This is a genomic window from Chryseobacterium gilvum (assembly GCF_025628965.1).
Lineage (GTDB): Bacteria > Bacteroidota > Bacteroidia > Flavobacteriales > Weeksellaceae > Chryseobacterium > Chryseobacterium gilvum.
In genome coordinates this window covers 15825-33573 of record NZ_JAOTEN010000006.1, presented here as the reverse complement: position 1 = coordinate 33573, position 17749 = coordinate 15825, and the positions used below count along the sequence as shown (strand labels likewise).

General features: G+C 36.9%; 21 protein-coding genes. 2 read left to right on the top strand and 19 right to left on the bottom strand.

From position 1 onward, the window contains the following. Positions 1-24: 24 nt before the first annotated feature. From N0B16_RS13955 to N0B16_RS13910, 10 genes are all read right to left on the bottom strand, one after another. Entirely contained in the window at positions 25-567 is a 543-nt protein-coding gene (locus N0B16_RS13955) for a hypothetical protein (RefSeq protein WP_262991556.1), read from the bottom strand. A 46-nt stretch (positions 568-613) separates the two neighbouring features. Then, positions 614-1987: a DUF4153 domain-containing protein gene (locus tag N0B16_RS13950; RefSeq protein WP_262991555.1), complete on the bottom strand. Its 1374-nt coding sequence runs from the start codon at positions 1985-1987 to the stop codon at positions 614-616. Between the two features lie 23 nt (positions 1988-2010). Further along, positions 2011-2496 (bottom strand): Coq4 family protein, encoded by a 486-nt coding sequence (locus N0B16_RS13945; RefSeq protein ID WP_262991554.1) that lies wholly within the window; start codon positions 2494-2496, stop codon positions 2011-2013. A gap of 2 nt (positions 2497-2498) precedes the next feature. Then, a complete protein-coding gene (locus tag N0B16_RS13940) occupies positions 2499-2801 on the bottom strand; it encodes a hypothetical protein (protein WP_262991553.1) in 303 nt (100 codons plus the stop codon). A gap of 8 nt (positions 2802-2809) precedes the next feature. Then, positions 2810-3649: a metallophosphoesterase gene (locus N0B16_RS13935; RefSeq protein ID WP_262991552.1), complete on the bottom strand. Its 840-nt coding sequence runs from the start codon at positions 3647-3649 to the stop codon at positions 2810-2812. Between the two features lie 10 nt (positions 3650-3659). Next, positions 3660-3950 carry a hypothetical protein gene (locus N0B16_RS13930; protein WP_262991551.1) on the bottom strand — a complete coding sequence of 97 codons (291 nt, stop codon included), beginning with the start codon at positions 3948-3950 and terminating at the stop codon, positions 3660-3662. Between the two features lie 64 nt (positions 3951-4014). Continuing rightward, positions 4015-4305: a winged helix-turn-helix domain-containing protein gene (locus N0B16_RS13925; protein ID WP_262991550.1), complete on the bottom strand. Its 291-nt coding sequence runs from the start codon at positions 4303-4305 to the stop codon at positions 4015-4017. 72 nt (positions 4306-4377) lie between these two features. Further along, positions 4378-4995 (bottom strand): hypothetical protein, encoded by a 618-nt coding sequence (locus tag N0B16_RS13920; protein ID WP_262991549.1) that lies wholly within the window; start codon positions 4993-4995, stop codon positions 4378-4380. Between the two features lie 145 nt (positions 4996-5140). Then, positions 5141-5872, bottom strand: coding sequence for a hypothetical protein (locus N0B16_RS13915; RefSeq protein ID WP_262991548.1), 732 nt, complete (start codon positions 5870-5872; stop codon positions 5141-5143). A 138-nt stretch (positions 5873-6010) separates the two neighbouring features. Continuing rightward, positions 6011-6775, bottom strand: a complete 765-nt coding sequence (locus N0B16_RS13910; protein ID WP_262991547.1) for an enoyl-CoA hydratase/isomerase family protein — start codon at positions 6773-6775, stop codon at positions 6011-6013. A 232-nt stretch (positions 6776-7007) separates the two neighbouring features. On the opposite strand from N0B16_RS13910, the gene N0B16_RS13905 reads away from it, so the two are divergent. After that, positions 7008-7556 (top strand): phage tail protein, encoded by a 549-nt coding sequence (locus N0B16_RS13905; protein ID WP_262991546.1) that lies wholly within the window; start codon positions 7008-7010, stop codon positions 7554-7556. A 26-nt stretch (positions 7557-7582) separates the two neighbouring features. Beyond that, the gene (locus tag N0B16_RS13900; protein WP_262991545.1) at positions 7583-8407 is read left to right on the top strand and encodes a T9SS type A sorting domain-containing protein; all 825 of its coding nucleotides are present in this window, start codon (positions 7583-7585) and stop codon (positions 8405-8407) included. 78 nt (positions 8408-8485) lie between these two features. Here N0B16_RS13900 and N0B16_RS13895 read toward each other — a convergent pair whose 3' ends face one another. The 9 genes from N0B16_RS13895 to N0B16_RS13855 form a co-directional block, all read right to left on the bottom strand. Further along, positions 8486-9178, bottom strand: a complete 693-nt coding sequence (locus tag N0B16_RS13895; protein ID WP_262991544.1) for an SMUG2 DNA glycosylase family protein — start codon at positions 9176-9178, stop codon at positions 8486-8488. Between the two features lie 24 nt (positions 9179-9202). Beyond that, a complete protein-coding gene (locus N0B16_RS13890; RefSeq protein WP_262991543.1) occupies positions 9203-9733 on the bottom strand; it encodes an SMI1/KNR4 family protein in 531 nt (176 codons plus the stop codon). Between the two features lie 63 nt (positions 9734-9796). Then, positions 9797-12286: a phenylacetic acid degradation bifunctional protein PaaZ gene (gene paaZ, locus N0B16_RS13885; RefSeq protein ID WP_262991542.1), complete on the bottom strand. Its 2490-nt coding sequence runs from the start codon at positions 12284-12286 to the stop codon at positions 9797-9799. A gap of 126 nt (positions 12287-12412) precedes the next feature. After that, on the bottom strand, positions 12413-13258 hold the full coding sequence (locus N0B16_RS13880) for an alpha/beta hydrolase (protein WP_262991541.1): 846 nt from the start codon (positions 13256-13258) through the stop codon (positions 12413-12415). A gap of 54 nt (positions 13259-13312) precedes the next feature. Further along, positions 13313-13891, bottom strand: a complete 579-nt coding sequence (locus tag N0B16_RS13875; protein ID WP_262991540.1) for a transposase — start codon at positions 13889-13891, stop codon at positions 13313-13315. Between the two features lie 76 nt (positions 13892-13967). Next, positions 13968-14561 (bottom strand): acyltransferase, encoded by a 594-nt coding sequence (locus N0B16_RS13870; protein ID WP_262991539.1) that lies wholly within the window; start codon positions 14559-14561, stop codon positions 13968-13970. 202 nt (positions 14562-14763) lie between these two features. After that, a complete protein-coding gene (pcaF, locus tag N0B16_RS13865; RefSeq protein ID WP_262991538.1) occupies positions 14764-15972 on the bottom strand; it encodes a 3-oxoadipyl-CoA thiolase in 1209 nt (402 codons plus the stop codon). An 82-nt stretch (positions 15973-16054) separates the two neighbouring features. Beyond that, positions 16055-16468 (bottom strand): PaaI family thioesterase, encoded by a 414-nt coding sequence (locus N0B16_RS13860; RefSeq protein ID WP_262991537.1) that lies wholly within the window; start codon positions 16466-16468, stop codon positions 16055-16057. An 89-nt stretch (positions 16469-16557) separates the two neighbouring features. Next, positions 16558-17688, bottom strand: a complete 1131-nt coding sequence (locus tag N0B16_RS13855) for a 3-hydroxyacyl-CoA dehydrogenase NAD-binding domain-containing protein (RefSeq protein WP_262991536.1) — start codon at positions 17686-17688, stop codon at positions 16558-16560. Positions 17689-17749 lie beyond the last annotated feature (61 nt).

Below are 17749 nucleotides of genomic sequence, written 5' to 3'. Positions count from 1 at the left end.
AATTTGCAGAAACTGTACCAAAAGTTATTCGACGGTTACCGAGAAGTCGCCTGTGGTTTTTCCGTCTGCCATATTATTTTTGCCGATGATCAGCCATACTTCTCCTTTTTTGGGAACTTTATGGGATATTTCTCTCATAAAAGGCCCATCCATCGTTCCGTCCGGAAGCTGAATCTGATTAAATCTAATATTGAAATCTTTTTGTTTGGTGTTGATGGAAGCTTTAATCTCCGGTTTGGTATAGTTCTCAATTTTAAGGATAAGCTTATCATGTTTTTCTGTAAATTCTTCGCCTATGGTAAAAGGAAGATGTTCACCATCAGCAATTCTGATAATCACCCTGTCTTTTTCTTCTCTCATGACTCCGGTTTTTAAAACTTCTTTGGTAACAGGAGCATTATTGATCACCGAATCTTTCTGACGGATTTCTGCTGAGTCAGACTTTGATGAATCTCCTGTTGTCTTTATAATACTTACAGAATCATTACTTACATTTTCCGTAACGGGAGATTCTTTTTTACAGGCTATTATGAATAACGGAAGGAATAATAAAACTGACTTTTTCATATGCTAAATATAATTTTAAAGGTTGCTTATCATTCCCAGACAAGATTTATTTTTGTATGGTTTCATAATACAGGACTTTCGATAGAAATGTCGCAGACCTTTGGTTTTTTATTTTTTCTAAAATATTTTTTTTCAGTTTTGTGTTTTGTTTTTCTTCTGCATATTGCAACAGACACTTTTCGCTAAAGTTAATTGATGTAACATGATAATTGACCGCGAAATCTTTTCTCTTCATGTTTTGTGCGGTAATAATTCCGCCCCAGTTGATATAACTGCATGCTAAAACTGTTCCATAAAAAAACCAGACCATGGTATTAAAAAGATACGCATTTCTTTTCTTCATCTGAATTTTAAAAAAAGTAGCGATCAGACCAATCACAGAAAGGATCAGAAAAGCGCACACTCCCAAACGTTTGTAGGTAAACCCGTAATGGACGATATATTCCAGATTTTTCAGCATGGCAGAAATTACCAAAACCGCATTCAGGATAATCCAGATTTTGACTAAAATTTTCATTAAGCCTGCTTTCGGATCAAAATTGAAGTTGGATTTAAAATAAAACATAATCACCAGAATCGCCATAACGATCGATAAAATGACGGCAACTACTCTTTCATGTGTTTCTTCGGAAAGCTGATTCGGCGTTTTTACCGCTTCATAAAACTGCTCATAATTAAAGGTAATAATGAAAAAAACCAATAAAATATTTAATAAGAAGAAAGAAATCACCCCGCTCATTCTTTCCGCATCAATATCTAAGAAAGAATAGGTCGGTTTCTGAACGATATCATTGGTTTTAAAATCATTGTGAAAAATATGGTTTTGTTTATAGATCAATTTTTCTACTGAATAGTTCCAGTAATTAAACGCGATAAAAAATCCCAACACTGAAATACCGATGAGCTGCCAAAAATTGATATCCAGCTCATAATTGGTAAACAGATTTGCAAAATGCGTACTTCCTGCAGAATAAATCCCAAAGAAAACTGAAATTAAAACCAAAGGAATAATGATAACAGCTACTATTTTCTGCCAAAGGCGGGAAGTATTGGTTTTCGGAAGCCATTCATCAAAACTGAAAATCCTGCAGATGAACGTAAAACAGTTAACGACAAATACCGGAATCAGCATCAGTATTTTCATCCTTCTGTTTTTTGACCTATAGCCCAGAAGCAGAATTGAACTTACAACCGCTAAAAATGACGGAAAATCGCCAAACCATGCAAAAGCAATTCCTGAACATATACTGGTTACCGATAAGATGATAAATGATTTTGTCCTGTTTTTTTCAGGAGTTCTGAAGAAAGTAAGTACAGCATAGATAATGGTTAAAATTCCGAGATTGATCCCCACTTCTTCATTATAAAATAAGATGATGAATAAAGCGGTTGTAAGAAATATATAGTGATGTGTTTTCATGATAAACAGATTATAATTTGAAATTAGTGCGATACCTGAGTGATATTTTGCTGGAAAAAATCTTTGATGTGATCAAAATTCTGCCATAAAAGCGCTTCAAAATCAACGTGATGGAAAGCTCTCATATTTCTTCCTTTTTGATAGGATTTCAGGTATAATTGGTAATATTCCGGGAGAATGACGATTCCCAGACCGATTGCTGCAAGAAGATGCGCATTCATTTTTCCGTTTCCCAGAAGGAGAAACTGCATGGCGATTTCGTCTTCAAAGTTTGTTCCGCATCCCGTAATCAAATGATGAACATCATGATTTTCCATTTTAGGAATCATCGTAAAGCCATGACGTTTGTAAAACTCACCGAGTTTTCTTCCCAAAGAGTCTTTATGGAATTCCAACAGTTGTTTTTCATTAAACTGCCACTGTCTTTTTTTCTTTTTAAAATAGGTTCTGTACAGTTTCTGGGTTTTGTTGTAGACAAAAAGCAGGAATGCAACGCGTATTTTTTTCATGATTATAGATTTAAAAGTGAGATTCCGATCAAGAAATATAGGATGGCAATTGGAATATTAATACAGATAATGGCAGATGACTTTAAACAGATATTCCATTTTGATTTGTTGAGAGACCCATAAATCAATAAGTATATAATTGCTAAAACATTGATCACTGAGCCAAAAATCAAGAGCAAAAAACCATACACGGCAAAATCTTCATTTTTTGTCATTACATATCCGAATAAGCTGATATTCCCGAGAATAAAAGAAGACCAAAAAAATAATTTTCCTGTATTTAAAATTTCTTTTTCATTCATCATTGTATTATTTAAGCTTGTGTTAAAGTAAACACGGTAATCTCCGGGCGTACCATAAACCGCACCTGATAAGAATGGCCTATCGCGCGGTTGATATACAGCATTCTTCCATCTTCCAGATCAATTTCGCCAGAAACATATCTTCTGTTATTTACGGGAAGTAGCGGAGTAACGACTCCGGGAATCCTGCATTGGCCTCCATGGGTATGTCCGCTGAGAATCCAGCCTTGATAGCCGTTCCAGACGTCTTTATCACATACATCAGGATTATGGCAAAGCACAATATTGGCTTTTGACGCATCGTAATCCTTCATTACTTTCATCGGATCAAAATTGGGCGACCACAGATCATCAAAACCGATAAAATTTAATTCTTCACGTTCTTCCTGCTGATTTCTAAGCATGGTAACCCCTGAATTTCTGAGGATGTCACAAATCGCCTCTGATGAGCCTATATCTTTCCATTTTCTGCCATAATCATGGTTTCCTAAAATCCCGAACGTCCCAAGTTTACCAAACACTGCATTTTGCATCACTTTTTGTAAATTGTTTTGATCTTCTAATGTTCCGTGATTGACAAAATCTCCTGTATACACTACAAAATCCGGATTGAATAGCCTTGCTTTTTGGAAGGATTCAATAAGGAAATTCCAGTCGAACCTATTTCCCACATGCAAATCTGAGATCTGCATCAGAATTTTTCCTTCCAGTGCTTTTGGCAAATGTTGAACGGGAAGTTTCCTTTCTACAAACTCTACCCAAAACGGCTCGATCTGCCACGAATACAGCAAGGGAAATGCTCCCACCACCGAAAGCTGAAATACCCTTTTGAGAAAATGTTTTCTTGTCATCTTCTTCAGATTAATTTCCTGCGTAAGGAGTTCCGAAAATACCGACTGCGAGCTCTGCCCAGGTCAGCAATAACAGCAGTACAACAATACCGCTTATCAGGATTTTGTACGTTTTATTTTTGATCACCCGCTGAACGAGGTCAATCAGAAAAGCCATTCCAAACAGCAATACAGCGGCAATTATAAAATCTCCTGCAGACCAGTCGAATTCGTCTGAGAAGATATTTCCCAATACAGGAATGCAAAATAAAACGGCAGGAACTGCATAAATAATGGTTGTTTTTTGTTTTTGTGTCATCATTTTAATTAATTTAGTTATTATAAAGTACTTTGTATTTCAAAGTTTGAATTCAAAAAAATATACGTTATCTTCCGATTAATTTTTCCAGAGCATCTAAATGTTCGGTAAACGCTTTTCGACCGGTTTGAGTTACCCGGTAAGACGTTTTTGGCTTTTTCCCGACAAATTCTTTTTTCACTTCGATATAATTTGCTTTTTCTAAAGCGTTGCTGTGGCTTGCCATATTACCGTCTGTAATTTCAAGTATATTTTTCATTTCAGAGAAATCAACCCAGTCATTGACCATGAGAACGGACATGATGCCCAATCGTACACGGCTTTCGAATTCTTTGTTGAGTTGTGAAATGTTGATCATAATTTTTAATAATAATATTTAGCGATTGTTTCCGGTTTTAAGCATAATATCGATAAAATTTAATTTTCAATGCTATTTGTATTTTTTATGCATGATCCAGCCATACACAATATGCAGCACCCCGAAACCGATCGTCCATGCAACCAAGCCCCATCCCAAAAATAATAATGAGATCAGTCCTAAAATAATCTGGCAATATCCTAGGTACTTAATATCAGTCAGCGTATAGCGTTCTGCGCTTACCAAAGCCAAACCATAAAATATTAAAGTAGCCGGAGCAATTCCTACAAACAAGTGGTGATATAATAGAATCAGACAGAAAAAACCTCCTGTAACTAAAGGCACGGCAAAAGTAATCAGGAGTCTCTTCGTGGTATGGTCCCAAATTTTTAATCCTTTCTTTTTACTTTTGTTTGCTGTAAAAAAATAGCCGCTTAACAATGCAACCAAAAGGATTACTGTTCCTGTAATGACCAATTCTTTCACCAGTTCTTTTCCGAAAATATTTCTTTCTCCGTCAAAATAATCTATCCCTTCCCTCCTGAAAACAAAGAAAACATAAGCAGCACCAATGATGGCCGCTAAACCGGCAACAACGCCGGACAAACCGCTTAGTGAAATGAACCGGGAAGACCGTTCCATCATAGAACGGATGTGGGATAATTCTTCGTGATAGTTTTTTGAATCCATATAAAAAGAACTTTGAATTACAAAGTTATAATTTATTTTCAGATACCAAAACTTTTATGCAATAAAATTTAAATTATAATTAAATGTGAATACATAAAAAAACCATTCTGAGATCCCAGAATGGTTTTGTGATTTGGCGTGATGATTAGTTTGGGAGTTTAGTTCCTGAAATTTCAAATGGAAAACTTACTCTTTGTCCGCCGTCATCCAGATTTACCCATGTAGAGCTTGCTACAACAAACTGCTGCGCATTATTGATTTTGCCGGCATCATGAGGAAATTGTGGATAGAAATGAGTTCCGGTAGAAGTTTTTGAACCCCATTTTATCCAATAATTACCTGCAGTAAGATTAAGATCAGGAGCATTTATTTTCATTTTATAAATTTTTCTTGTGGTATTATCCGCTTGTCCTTGTAAGATTCTATACCATTTGGTTTCTTCAGCAGAGACATACCGATTGGTGGTACTATCTCCATATACTTTTACGGCTCCAGCCACCGAAGGATCTGACGAATAAATTTCAAAATAGAATTCGCTGACAGGAAAAGTGGAACCAGAAAACCCCGTTTGATAAGCATAAAAATAAAAATTCTGAATATTCCATTTTTCTCCTGCGGGAACCTGAAAATCATCTGCAAGCATACGGTCAGTAATAGTTCCATTAAGTCCCCACGTACTTTGAGGAGCCTTTACTTCGCTCCACATATATCCTGCCGGAACAGAGGTTCCTGCAACAGAAGTAGTTCCCGTACTCATCCCGGTTACAGCACTGTAAGTAAATGCTTCGGGTTGCGGAACTACTTCATCATCATCGTTTTTACAGCTTAATACAAATGTGGCAACTGAAAACAGGCATAAAAAAAGTCTTGATTTCATAATAAAAAGTTTTAAATTATTTGGTACAAAACTACTTTTTGCAATCGCCCATTTTTAAAGGAAAAACACCCTTTTTAGCTGGGTGTCTTTCCTATTTATCGTTAAATGTATTAAGTATTGCTACTTCCGGATTTAATTTTATTTCGCTCTAAGCCTTTCCTTAATGGCTCCTATGCCTTTTTTTGCAGAATCTTCCAGAATCAAGCTTGCGCTCATGTGGATTCTCGCGGGCATCAATTCGTTAAAATGCTCTGTTCCTTCCCAGGAAACTTTTTTGATTAACGCTAAAGCATCTGTGCTTCTTGAAGCGAGTGTGTTTAAAAACTGTTCTAATTTGGCATCCATCTCAGCAATATTTTCTGAAACCGAATGGTAAATATTATGCTGTTCGGCCCAGTCTGCAGATCTGAAATCTGCATCAATAGCCATAGCAGAAAACTGAGATTTTCCGATTTTTCTTTCTACATACGGCCCGATAACAAACGGCCCGATTCCCAGATTAATTTCCGTTAAAGCCAATGCAGCATCTTTTGTTGCAAAGCAGTAATCTGCGCCGCATGCAATGCCTACTCCGCCGCCAGTGGTTTTTCCCTGGATTCTTACGACAACAATTTTTCCACAATTTCTCATCGCGTTTAAAACTTTGGCAAAACCTCCGAAAAATTTTGTGGACGCTTCCAATTCTTCTATAGAAAGAAGCTCATCAAAACTTGCCCCCGCACAAAAAGCCTTTTCTCCCGTACTTTTTATTAAAACTGCTTTTACTTCTTCTTTCTCTGCTTCATCCAAAATGGTTTGCGCAAGCTTTTCTAAAATTACTCCCGGAAGCGCATTGCTTTTATGGGTTCCGAAAGTGATTTCGGCAATACTGTTTTTAATTTCTGAAATGACAAAATCGTTCATTTTTGCTGTTTTGAATTTTTACAAAAATACAGATTCCCATTCTTTTAAAAAAGTATAAATGAATAACCTAGTCCGTATAAATACGTAATTTAAAAATGGGGATTTCTACGCTACCTCTCCTCAATAATAAAGCGTTGCTTTGAAGTATCAAAAAAATCATCTTAACCACAAATCACGGCGGAATCCGAAAAGCCTTTACCAAGAGTAGGAAACTAAACATAAAATATTAATCATGGACGAATTTATAGGAATCGTAAAATTATTCGCAGGCAATTTTGCACCAAGAGGATGGATGTTCTGCGATGGCAGCTTATTGAGAATCTCTACCAACAGTGCATTATTTTCAATTTTAGGAACTACGTACGGAGGAAATGGTGTCGATACTTTTGCACTTCCTAACCTGAAAGGACGTATGGCAATAGGTGCAGGAAATGTAAGCGCGAGTGAATATTATCCTTTAGGCGTTGTTGCAGGAAATACGCAGACCACTCTAACCTCTCAGAATATGCCAAGTCTGGGCACAGGATTTCAGATTAAGGTGGCTAATCAGAATGCAAATACTTCTACGCCTACCTCCAATTCATCAATTGCTATTTCCGGTACATCAAGCGGAAGAGATTTCACCCCTGTACCCAGCTTTATTGATGCAGATCCCGATACAATGATCAATTCAAAATCGATGTCATTTGTGGGCTCTAATCTTCCCATTAATAATATGCCTCCGTATTTAGGTTTAAATTATATTATATGTGTTGAAGGACTTTATCCTCCTAGAGACTAAAAAATCAATTTTAAAATTAAAGAGCCATGAAAAGTTCTACTTTTTTCACCCTTTGCAGTTTGTTTATTTCAATTTTTTCTATAGCGCAAACCAGCACAGAATTATTTGAAACAGAAAGCCACAATTCTGCAAATTTCACGGATAACGGAGTGATTTTTAATATTATATCTTATTCATCGACCTTTGATATCCAGGCCAATTATCCTAATACAGGATGGGGCGGTAGCGCCAATGACAACAGATACATTGATAACTCCAGTTCGGCAGCGGCTTCGGCATCTTTCGGCATCAGAACGACATCCAATCTGTTTAAAGCTAACCGATTCTGGCTTTTCTTATCTAATACGTCTTTGAACCAAAATGTGGTGGGAACCGTCACAGTAACCGGAAAATTATCCGGTGTCACTAAATTTACACAAACCAAAACAACGGGATTTGTCACTTCTTTAGGATCTACCAACGGATATACTTTGATCGACCTGACCAATCTGAATGGACAGAATTATTCAGGAATCGTAATTGACGAGCTTCAGGTAACGCTTGGCGGAGCTTATACGTATGCAGGTTTAGACGCATTTACCTGGGTGAAAGATACCGGAATCGTTTTGGCGACAAATAACGATACAAAAGCAATTAAAAATAAACTCAGCATTTACCCAAATCCTACCCGAGGAGATTTTTCAATACAAGCATCAGAAAGTTCAAACGCTGAATTGTATGATCTTTCAGGTAAATTAATAAAAAGCATGAGTGTACAAAAAGGAAGCAACGCAGAAAATATTTCTGAACTTCCAAACGGCACCTATCTTTTAAAAGTAAATTCTGAAACTCAAAAAATTATTAAACACTAAGTTTCTTCAAAACTCTAACCATGAGAACTTTAAGCAGAATATAAATGCTTAAACAAATAGACCCTGAAAATTCAGGGTCTATTCTTTTTTAAGTGCAATCATATATTTGTCTATATACAGCTGTTTTTCTTTTGATTTGTATTGCTGAATGTATCTTGGATGTTCCAGAATGGTTATTTTGCTGAATAGTCCTGCTTCCTTATTTAACTTTGAAATAAAATCAGCATTCTTTTTTCCTAATATAAAAACCTCAGAAGTATCAATATTTAAACTGATGTGCTTCTTCAGAGAACTGATCATAAAATGTTTTACATCATTAAAAAGTTCTTTATCATCATAATAATTGGCATTCAGCCACCCGGTTTTCGTTTGCTTTACAATAGCCAGAGGAAAAGGTGAGTTGATATAAAAGTTTTTATAGAAACTTTCAGCTCCTCCATATTCTGCAATCATATCATACATATACACAGAAGAAATCTCATGGGTATGCGCCGAACTCATTTTTATCCCACAAATGCTTTCAAGCCTTTTGGTGTCGGTAAACGGAACACCTGTAACACCTGCTCCATGACGGCTCGGATTAATTCCCAATATGAGCTTTCTCTGATGCAGATCATTATAATATTTCTGATAAAACTTCTGCATCACTTCCAGCGTCTCCGGATGATCCCCATAAGGATTAAGAACCTGAAAACCCTCCGGAAGTTTGCCTGAATAGTTTAGATTTTGATTAAATTCAATCACTCTTTCAGCGAAAGTTTTATCTGTCATATCATTTCTGCATCAGAATGCTTTCTAATCAAGTTTCTCTTCTTCTTCCAACCCTCTGATAAATGTTTCAAAATCTTTTGCCAGAAAAGTCTTTTTATAATTATTTTCCTGATCGATGTGCACCACTTCCGGTTCCCCTTGAGGACCACAATTGCTGTAATCGAGCAAAATCATGTCATGTCCTTCAGAAGGGCAGTCTGCAATATACACTCCTGTCGCAGGATAGCCCCATTTATCGATCATAAACTGGCTTCCCTGCTCTCCGCAAAGTGAATGTATTTTTTCTTTCCCGATTCCCATAATTCCTGCAATGGCAATATGATCTTCTGCCCAGGAAGTTCCTTCAGTCGTAGGAAAGCAGGATTTGTTGACCAATCCGCCGTTTTGTGTCCTCATTAATGCGACATAAGAGCCTGGAAGTTTGTATCCGAGTTCTTTTTCTACTGATTCAATGACTGCATCATCGGGGAAACTTTCAATATAATCCCGAGACGAGTAGCTGCATTCACTCCAAAATTTTGAAAGGTCAAAATCTTTATAAAATGTAAATTCCATGGTTTTTTAGATTTAAAAGAGGTACTTTTTAAGCCCCCTTAAAATTATATAATTTATTTTGAATTAAATCAATCCAAACTGCTCAAAATGATGGGTAAAATGCTTTTTGTGCAATAACTCCCACATTTCTTTATTTAATTTTCCAAAAACGAAATTCATATGTTCAGCCTGCGGATTTTCTTTATAATAGATTGAAAATCTTTTTAAATGTTCTGTGAAAGACTGTTTTGCAGCATCAAGATTTTTGTGTTTTAATTCCGGTAAAGAACCATCAGCGTTTAAAAAAGGAGCTATAAAGTCTTTTGGCATTTTTCTGTGATTATATAGGGAATCCTGATATTTCTCAATATGCTCTTCCGGTGTAAAACACTGGTCTGCTTCCGGATCGCCCAAACTGGTCAAAACACCGTGCTCCAAATGCTCGATCATTTGCTGAGGAGACATTTTCCCCCATTGAGGCTGGGTATTTTCTGTTAATCCATTTAAGATCTTCTGAACATCTTTTAAATCGATGAAAGGAGATTTTTTTGCGACCAACGTTAAAATAGTTGCCACACAAACGATCTCATCTCTCTGATTAACTACTTCAACCAGCCATTTCACAACACCGGAAGGAATATTTCTGCCTTTTACGCCGCGATTGATTTTCTCTTTTGCCGTTAAATATACCGTCATCGTGTCTCCCGCATAGACCGGCTTGAAGAACGAACAGTTTTCCAGACCGTAATTTGCGATAACCGGGCCTTTTTTACCTGACACGAACAATCCGGCTGCTGCAGAAAGAATGAAATATCCGTGCGCAACCGTTTTGTCAAAAATGGTTCCCGTTAAACTCGTTGCATCGGTGTGTGCATAGAAATGATCCCAGGAAACATTTGAGAAATTAACGATATCTGCATCTGTAACCGTTCTGCCTGCAGTTTCCAATGAGTCTCCAACCTCAACCTCTTCAAAATATTTCTGGAAAGGATGTTTGTCCGCATATTTTTTCTCTGCTCCCTGCTGATAAACTTTTGTAATTGCTGTTAAAATATCAGGAGAACCTTGAATGGCTGTTTTTTGGAGGAAGAAGTGAAGTCCGTTCAAACCGCCCATTTCCTCACCGCCTCCTGCTCTACCGGGACCGCCGTGCATCAGGGTCGGAAGTGGTGAACCGTGACCGGTGCTTTCTTTTGCATTGTCTCTGTTGAGCACAAAAATTCTTCCATGCTGAGAAGCCATTTTCCAAGAAGTTTCGGCTACAAATTTTTCATCGTGAGAAATAATGGAACCTACTAAACTTCCTTTTCCTCTTTTTGCCAACGCTGCCGCTTCTTCCGCATCTTTGTAAGGCATTAATGTAGAAACCGGACCGAACGCTTCCACATCATGAGAGATATTTTTAGTAAACGGAGCATCATTTAAAAACAATTTTGGTGACATAAATGCGCCGTTTTCATAATCGGCATCCACCAATTCGTGCTTTCCGTCATAAATCAGCTCGTTTTCCGTTTTTAAAATATTTATTTTTCTAAGCACCTCATCATACTGCTGTTTTCCCACCAGAGAACCCATTCTTGTTTCCCTGCTTAAAGGACTGCCGATTTTTGTCTGATCCAACGCTTTAGACAAAGCATTCTGTACGTCTCCAACCAAATTTTCAGGAACGATAATTCTTCTGATCGCCGTACATTTTTGCCCGGCTTTTGTGGTCATTTCATTTCGGACTTCCTTGATAAAAAGATCAAATTCCGGAGTTCCCGGTTTTGCATCCAAACCAAGAATTGAACAGTTCAGAGAATCCGCTTCCATATTAAACCGAACAGAATTGCCTGAAACGGAAGGTAAAGATTTTAATTTTCTGCCTGTTGTTGCAGAACCTGTAAATAATACGGAATCTCCGTCTTTTACATAATCCAGAATATTTCCCGGCTCACCGCATATTAATTGCACAGCACCTTCAGGAAGAATCCCGCTTTCAATCATATCCTGGAAAACCGCGTTCGTAAGATAAGAACCGTAAGGCGAAGGTTTTACAATCGAAGGAACACCCGCCAACAATGAAGTCGACAGTTTTTCAAGCATTCCCCAAACAGGAAAGTTATACGCATTGATTTGTACAGAAACGCCTTCACTTGGCGTTAAAATGTGCGTTCCCAGGAAAGTTCCGTTGGCCGAAATTTTCTGAGTTTCCCCATCTACCCAAAATGGCGTATTCGGAAGCATTCTTTTTGCCAACCCTGAATAGGTGAAAAATGTACCGAAACCTCCTTCAATATCTACCCAAGAATCTGTATGGGTTGCCCCTGTTTTATAAGATAGTTCGTAATACTTTTTCTTTCTTTCTAACAGATAAAGTGCTACTTTTTTCAGCATCTCACCACGATCATAGAAGGTCATGGATGAAAGGTTTTTGTACCCTATCGTTCTTCCGTAATCAAGAGCCTGTTCAAAATTAAGCCCTTCCGTATCTGAAACAGCAACCTGTTCCCCTGTCACTGCATTGTATAAAGGAATTCCATTTCCGGTGCCTTCAATCCATTCGCCGTGGATATAGTTTTTTAGTTTTTCCATATGGTATTTTATTTTTATTTAACAATGGTCACTGTAACCGTTTATTAATGAAATGCTTCGCAAGCTCCAGCATGACAATGCGTAATTGTTACATTTCCAAATTGTCATATTTTTACATTATAAATATTATTTCAGTTCCTGATACGGAAACAATTTCACCAAGCCCTCATATAAACTTCTGTGAAGAATCGTTGCGTGGTTGTCTGTTTCCATCATTTTATATTCTATCGTCCAGCTCTTTTTATTTGATTTTTTCAAAATATCGAATAAATTTTCGGCATCTTTAATCATCACCGGATGTTCGCCTTTTCCGACCGAAATGTAAACAAATTTCCTGGTATCAGGAATTTTAGCTAATAATTGATTTGCCTGTTTCAGAAGACTTTCGTCATCCCACCACAGACTCGGACTTATGATGAAATAGTTATTAAATAATTCAGGTTTTTTTAGCAAAATTTCTGCTGCTAAAAGTCCGCCTAGAGATTGTCCAAACAAGTAAGTGTTAGTCGTTTTAAACTGACTTTCAATATAAGGTTTTAACTCTTTTTCAAGAAAACCGATGAATTTATCCGAATGTCCTGTCGTAGGATAGTCTTTCTGTAAATCTTTTAAATCTGTATGAAACGTGAAATCTCTTTTCCTGTCAACATTAGTGATTCCGACAACGATGGTTTCCGGCATCGCATACATTAGATTGAAAAACTGCACCAATCCTGCAACATGGATAAAATCTTCATTTATGCTGCCATCCAAAAGATAAATGACCGGATACGATTTGGTTTTGTCGAAATTCTGTGGAAGATAGATGTTTAATGTTCTTTCTTCTTTTAAAATTTCTGATTTTAATGTCCTGATTTCCCCAATAGTCAACGGTTTTGCATTTCCTTTCTGGGCAAAAACCAAAGACTGAAATGTAAATAATATGCCGCAAAAAATAATAAGCTTTATAGTCATTCTTTTATTCTTATTCATCACTTTTCAAAACCTCATAGGTTTTAGAAACCTATGAGGTTTGTTGAGCTATATTTATTCGATTGTCAGAAAATCATATTCAACATTTGATTTATGATACTCTATAAAATCTTTTATTGTTTCAAAATACTGCATCATTTCAGCTCTTTCAATTTTGCTTTCTTTAGCCAAATTAATATAAGAGTAATAAGATGAATATTTCCAATCATTAATATCTTCAACAAATCCATGGTTGACAGGATTATTGTGGATATAATGCAATAGTTTCCTTAAATACTTTTCATCATTTACTCTCTTCCTTTTCAAATAATCAAGAAACAGAGAACCTTTTCGATGATATCTTTTATTATAAGCTTTTGCATAGCCATTCAATAGATTACTAAACTGTTTCATTAAATATTTATGCTCGTTCTCACTTACTATTTGATCCAGATTTTTAAATCTTAACAATAATTGAAAATGATTTGGCATTAAACAGTATGCATATATTTCAGCTATTGGAATAATATAATTTGTAAGCTTCTCTAAAAAATATTTATAATTTTCTTCTTCTCTGAAAATTAAATCTTTTCCATTTGCATGAGTGTAGATATGATACACATATTCACATTCAAAATTTTCTGTGTTTGACATTTATTTCTCTCATTTGTGTGTTTTAATATTCAAACCTCATAGGTTTTCAAAACCTATGAGGTTTAATTAGGGATTACTATTTCACATCATCCCAAATACTATAATCAACAGTCCTTGTAGGAATTTGCTGAACATATTCTGTAAATGGTTCGCAAGGTAAAATTGCATCTTTTCCTTCTCTCGCCAGTTCCTGATACAGTTTTGTACCTTCTGTTTTCCATTTAATCATTTCATCAGAAACATCACGGATGATTTTTGCAGGACTTCCCACAATTAATTTTCTTGCATCACATCTGAAATTTGCCGGAACGAAAGCTAATGCACCGATAATACATTCATCACCGATTACGGCTTTATCCATTACAACCGCGTTCATTCCAACCAGACAGTTTTTTCCGATATGTCCTGAATGAATGATCGCACCGTGACCGATATGTGCAGATTCTTCCAGGATCGTCTCAATACCCGGAAAAACGTGAAGGGTACAGTTTTCCTGAACATTTGCGCCGTCTTTGATGATAATTTTACCCCAGTCACCACGGATGACTGCGTTCGGACCGATATAAACTTCTTCACCAATTTCTACATTTCCGATGATTACCGCTTGCGGATGAACGTAAGCGGATGGTTTGATGATGGGACGAATTCCGTGGTATGAGTAGATGTTCATAATTTAAATTTGAAAATTTGAGAATGAGCTAATTTGAAGATTATTTTTAACGCAAAGTCCACAAAGTTTTTTTGAAAATTTTTCTGCATATTTCCGTTCTCAAAGGCGTTTCACTCAGCAAAGACTAAACGTTAATTTAACAAATTAAATTGAAAAATGAGAATGCATTCAAATTCTCAAATTAGCCCATTTTCGAATTGTTTTATACTTTTTCAATAACCATTGCATAGCCTTGTCCGACACCGATACAAAGGGTACACAATGCATATTTTTTATTTTGTTTTTGAAGTTCAATAGCTGCAGAACCGATGATTCTGGCTCCGGAAACTCCGAGTGGATGACCGATGGCAATGGCTCCTCCGTTAGGATTTACTCTTGAATCGTCATCTTTTAAGCCTAAACTTCTTGTTACGGCTAAAGACTGAGCGGCAAAAGCTTCGTTCAATTCGATAACATCCATATCATCTAATGAAAGATGTAATCTTTTTAATAATTTCTGAGTCGCTTCAACAGGCCCGATTCCCATGATTCTCGGCTCAACACCGGCAACGGAAGATCCTAAAATCTTAGCTTTTGGCTGTAAACCATATTTTTTTACTGCGTCTTCACTTGCCAAAATAAGAGCTGCAGCGCCATCATTCATTCCGGAAGCATTTCCTGCCGTTACTGTTCCGCCTTCTTTTCTGAAAGCCGGACGAAGTTTTCCAAGCCCTTCCATGGAAGAAGTGGGTTTGATAAATTCATCTTTATCGAAAATTTTCGGATCGCCTTTTTTCTGTGGAATTTCAACTTGTACAATTTCTTCCGCCATTCTTCCGCTTTCCTGGGCTTTGGTTGCTTTTTGCTGGGACCAGAGTGCAAATTTATCCTGATCTTCACGGCTGATGTTATGCATATCTGCTAAGTTTTCAGCAGTATCGCCCATTCCGTCGACTCCATACATTTCCTTCATTTTCGGATTCACAAATCTCCATCCGAAAGTGGTATCAAACATCTGGCTGTCTCTTCCAAAAGCAGCACTTGGTTTTGACATTACATATGGTGAACGTGTCATGTGTTCTACGCCACCTGCAATGTAAATTTCACCTTCTCCCGAAGCAATCGAACGGAAAGCGTTTGCTACCGCCGACATTCCGGAAGCGCACAGCCTGTTTACGGTTTCACCTCCAATTTTGTAAGGAAGCCCGGCCAATAAAAGCCCCATTCTAGCCACATTTCTGTTGTCTTCACCCGCTTGGTTTGCACATCCGAAGATAACGTCCTCAATTTCCTCTACAGGAACTTCAGGGTTTCTTGCAACGATTTCTTTAAGGACAACTGCCGCCAAATCGTCGGCTCTCACTTCTGATAAACCTCCCTGCAGTTTTGAAATGGGAGTTCTGATGTAATCTATGATATATACGTTGTTCATTTCTATTAGATTTTAGATAATAGATTTCAGATAACAGACATTTTTAAATCTAATATCTGACATCTGATGTCTTTTATCTTATTTATAATTCTGTTACTTTTTTTCCGATTTTATAGACTGTCCCGACGAATTTTGCAACCAAATCATCGTTTTGATTGGTAATTTTTATATCGTAGATCGCTGTTTTTCTGGTCGTATTTACCAAAATGCTTTCTGCTCTGAAAATATCACCTTCTTTTCCGGCTTTGGTAAAATTAATGATGCAGTTGAGTGCAACAGCCGCATCTCCGGAATTGTTGGATGAAAATGCCAACGCAGAATCTGCAAAGGCAAATGTTATCCCGCCATGAACTGTTTTCAGCCCGTTGATCATTTCTTTTTTGATCGGCATTTCTATCAAACAGTAATGTTCTTTAACGTCAATCATTTTGATATTCATCCATTGGGAAAACTCATCCTGATCGAACATATAATCTGCTACCTGTCTCGGTGTCATAATTTTCTAATTTACCAATGTAATGTTTTACCCATAAGATGCTTCGACAAGCTTAGCATGACCGTAATTGTTACTTTGTGCATTTACATTTACATTTTGCGCAATATAGGGCTTTGTCTGTATCGTTCTTCCTGATATTCATCGTAAAGATTTTGAAGAGTTTCTGAGATTTTAGAATACCCTATCTCTTTTCCCCAAGCCAATAATCCTTTTGGATAATTTACCCCTTTTTGCATGGCCAGTTCTAAATCTTCGTCATTTGCAATACCTAATCGTTTTGCTTCAACAGCTTCGTTAATCAGCATTGAAATGATTCTTAAGAAAATTTGTTGATATAAAGAATCGTCTTGTTGGGCAACCGGTTTTACAGCCTCTTCACTATAATCGTAGAAACCTTTTCCGGTTTTTCTGCCGTGAAGTTTGGCTTCCGACATTCTTTGCTGAAGAAGAGACGGTTTGTATTTCGGATCGTAGAAATATTCGTTGTAAACCGTTTTCGTTACAGAGAAATTCACATCGACCCCAATGAGATCCATGAGTTCAAAAGGTCCCATTTTGAAGTTTCCAAGTGTTTTCATGGCTTCATCCACCTGTTCTACCGTTGCAATATTTTCTTCAACGATTCTTAATGCTTCACCGTAATAGGGACGGGCAATTCTGTTTACAATAAATCCCGGAATGTCTTTAGCAATCACAGGCGTTTTGCCCCAATCCTTCATGAGGCTGTATATTTTTTCTGATAAAGATTTTTCTGTAAGTAAAGATGGTATCACCTCAACCAAAGGCATTAATGGAGCCGGATTGAAGAAGTGAATCCCAATGAAACGCTCCGGTTTCTGTAATTCTGCACCGAGAGAGGTGATCGAAATGGATGATGTATTGGAACCAATCACACAGCTTTCTGAAACGTATTTCTCTAATTCTGTGAAAACTTTGGTTTTGATTTCTTTGTTTTCGATGATGGCTTCGATGATCAATTCACAATCTTTGAAGTCTTTCAATTCTGTAGCGATGGAAATATTCGCTAAAATTTCAGTCATTTTTTCTGCCGAAATTTTTTGTTTATCCACCAGTTTGATCAATGTTTTCTCCAAACCAGTGGTTGCCGTTTCTACCTGTTTTGCGTTGGCATCATATACCCAAACTTTACATCCGTTGGTTGCGGCTACTTGCGCAATACCGATTCCCATCGTTCCGGCACCGATAATTCCTATATTCATTTATTTGTAAAATGTATTTATGTAAAAAGTATTCATGTAAATAAAAAGAAATTCTAAGTTT

What these genes read in the sequence shown, in the direction of transcription:
- N0B16_RS13955 (WP_262991556.1), bottom strand. Translation starts at nt 567, where the DNA reads ATGAAAAAGTCAGTTTTATTATTCCTTCCGTTATTCATAATAGCCTGT.
- N0B16_RS13950 (WP_262991555.1), bottom strand. Translation starts at nt 1,987, where the DNA reads ATGAAAACACATCACTATATATTTCTTACAACCGCTTTATTCATCATC.
- N0B16_RS13945 (WP_262991554.1), bottom strand. Translation starts at nt 2,496, where the DNA reads ATGAAAAAAATACGCGTTGCATTCCTGCTTTTTGTCTACAACAAAACC.
- N0B16_RS13940 (WP_262991553.1), bottom strand. Translation starts at nt 2,801, where the DNA reads ATGATGAATGAAAAAGAAATTTTAAATACAGGAAAATTATTTTTTTGG.
- N0B16_RS13935 (WP_262991552.1), bottom strand. Translation starts at nt 3,649, where the DNA reads ATGACAAGAAAACATTTTCTCAAAAGGGTATTTCAGCTTTCGGTGGTG.
- N0B16_RS13930 (WP_262991551.1), bottom strand. Translation starts at nt 3,950, where the DNA reads ATGATGACACAAAAACAAAAAACAACCATTATTTATGCAGTTCCTGCC.
- N0B16_RS13925 (WP_262991550.1), bottom strand. Translation starts at nt 4,305, where the DNA reads ATGATCAACATTTCACAACTCAACAAAGAATTCGAAAGCCGTGTACGA.
- N0B16_RS13920 (WP_262991549.1), bottom strand. Translation starts at nt 4,995, where the DNA reads ATGGATTCAAAAAACTATCACGAAGAATTATCCCACATCCGTTCTATG.
- N0B16_RS13915 (WP_262991548.1), bottom strand. Translation starts at nt 5,872, where the DNA reads ATGAAATCAAGACTTTTTTTATGCCTGTTTTCAGTTGCCACATTTGTA.
- N0B16_RS13910 (WP_262991547.1), bottom strand. Translation starts at nt 6,775, where the DNA reads ATGAACGATTTTGTCATTTCAGAAATTAAAAACAGTATTGCCGAAATC.
- N0B16_RS13905 (WP_262991546.1), top strand. Translation starts at nt 7,008, where the DNA reads ATGGACGAATTTATAGGAATCGTAAAATTATTCGCAGGCAATTTTGCA.
- N0B16_RS13900 (WP_262991545.1), top strand. Translation starts at nt 7,583, where the DNA reads ATGAAAAGTTCTACTTTTTTCACCCTTTGCAGTTTGTTTATTTCAATT.
- N0B16_RS13895 (WP_262991544.1), bottom strand. Translation starts at nt 9,178, where the DNA reads ATGACAGATAAAACTTTCGCTGAAAGAGTGATTGAATTTAATCAAAAT.
- N0B16_RS13890 (WP_262991543.1), bottom strand. Translation starts at nt 9,733, where the DNA reads ATGGAATTTACATTTTATAAAGATTTTGACCTTTCAAAATTTTGGAGT.
- paaZ (WP_262991542.1), bottom strand. Translation starts at nt 12,286, where the DNA reads ATGGAAAAACTAAAAAACTATATCCACGGCGAATGGATTGAAGGCACC.
- N0B16_RS13880 (WP_262991541.1), bottom strand. Translation starts at nt 13,258, where the DNA reads ATGAATAAGAATAAAAGAATGACTATAAAGCTTATTATTTTTTGCGGC.
- N0B16_RS13875 (WP_262991540.1), bottom strand. Translation starts at nt 13,891, where the DNA reads ATGTCAAACACAGAAAATTTTGAATGTGAATATGTGTATCATATCTAC.
- N0B16_RS13870 (WP_262991539.1), bottom strand. Translation starts at nt 14,561, where the DNA reads ATGAACATCTACTCATACCACGGAATTCGTCCCATCATCAAACCATCC.
- pcaF (WP_262991538.1), bottom strand. Translation starts at nt 15,972, where the DNA reads ATGAACAACGTATATATCATAGATTACATCAGAACTCCCATTTCAAAA.
- N0B16_RS13860 (WP_262991537.1), bottom strand. Translation starts at nt 16,468, where the DNA reads ATGACACCGAGACAGGTAGCAGATTATATGTTCGATCAGGATGAGTTT.
- N0B16_RS13855 (WP_262991536.1), bottom strand. Translation starts at nt 17,688, where the DNA reads ATGAATATAGGAATTATCGGTGCCGGAACGATGGGAATCGGTATTGCG.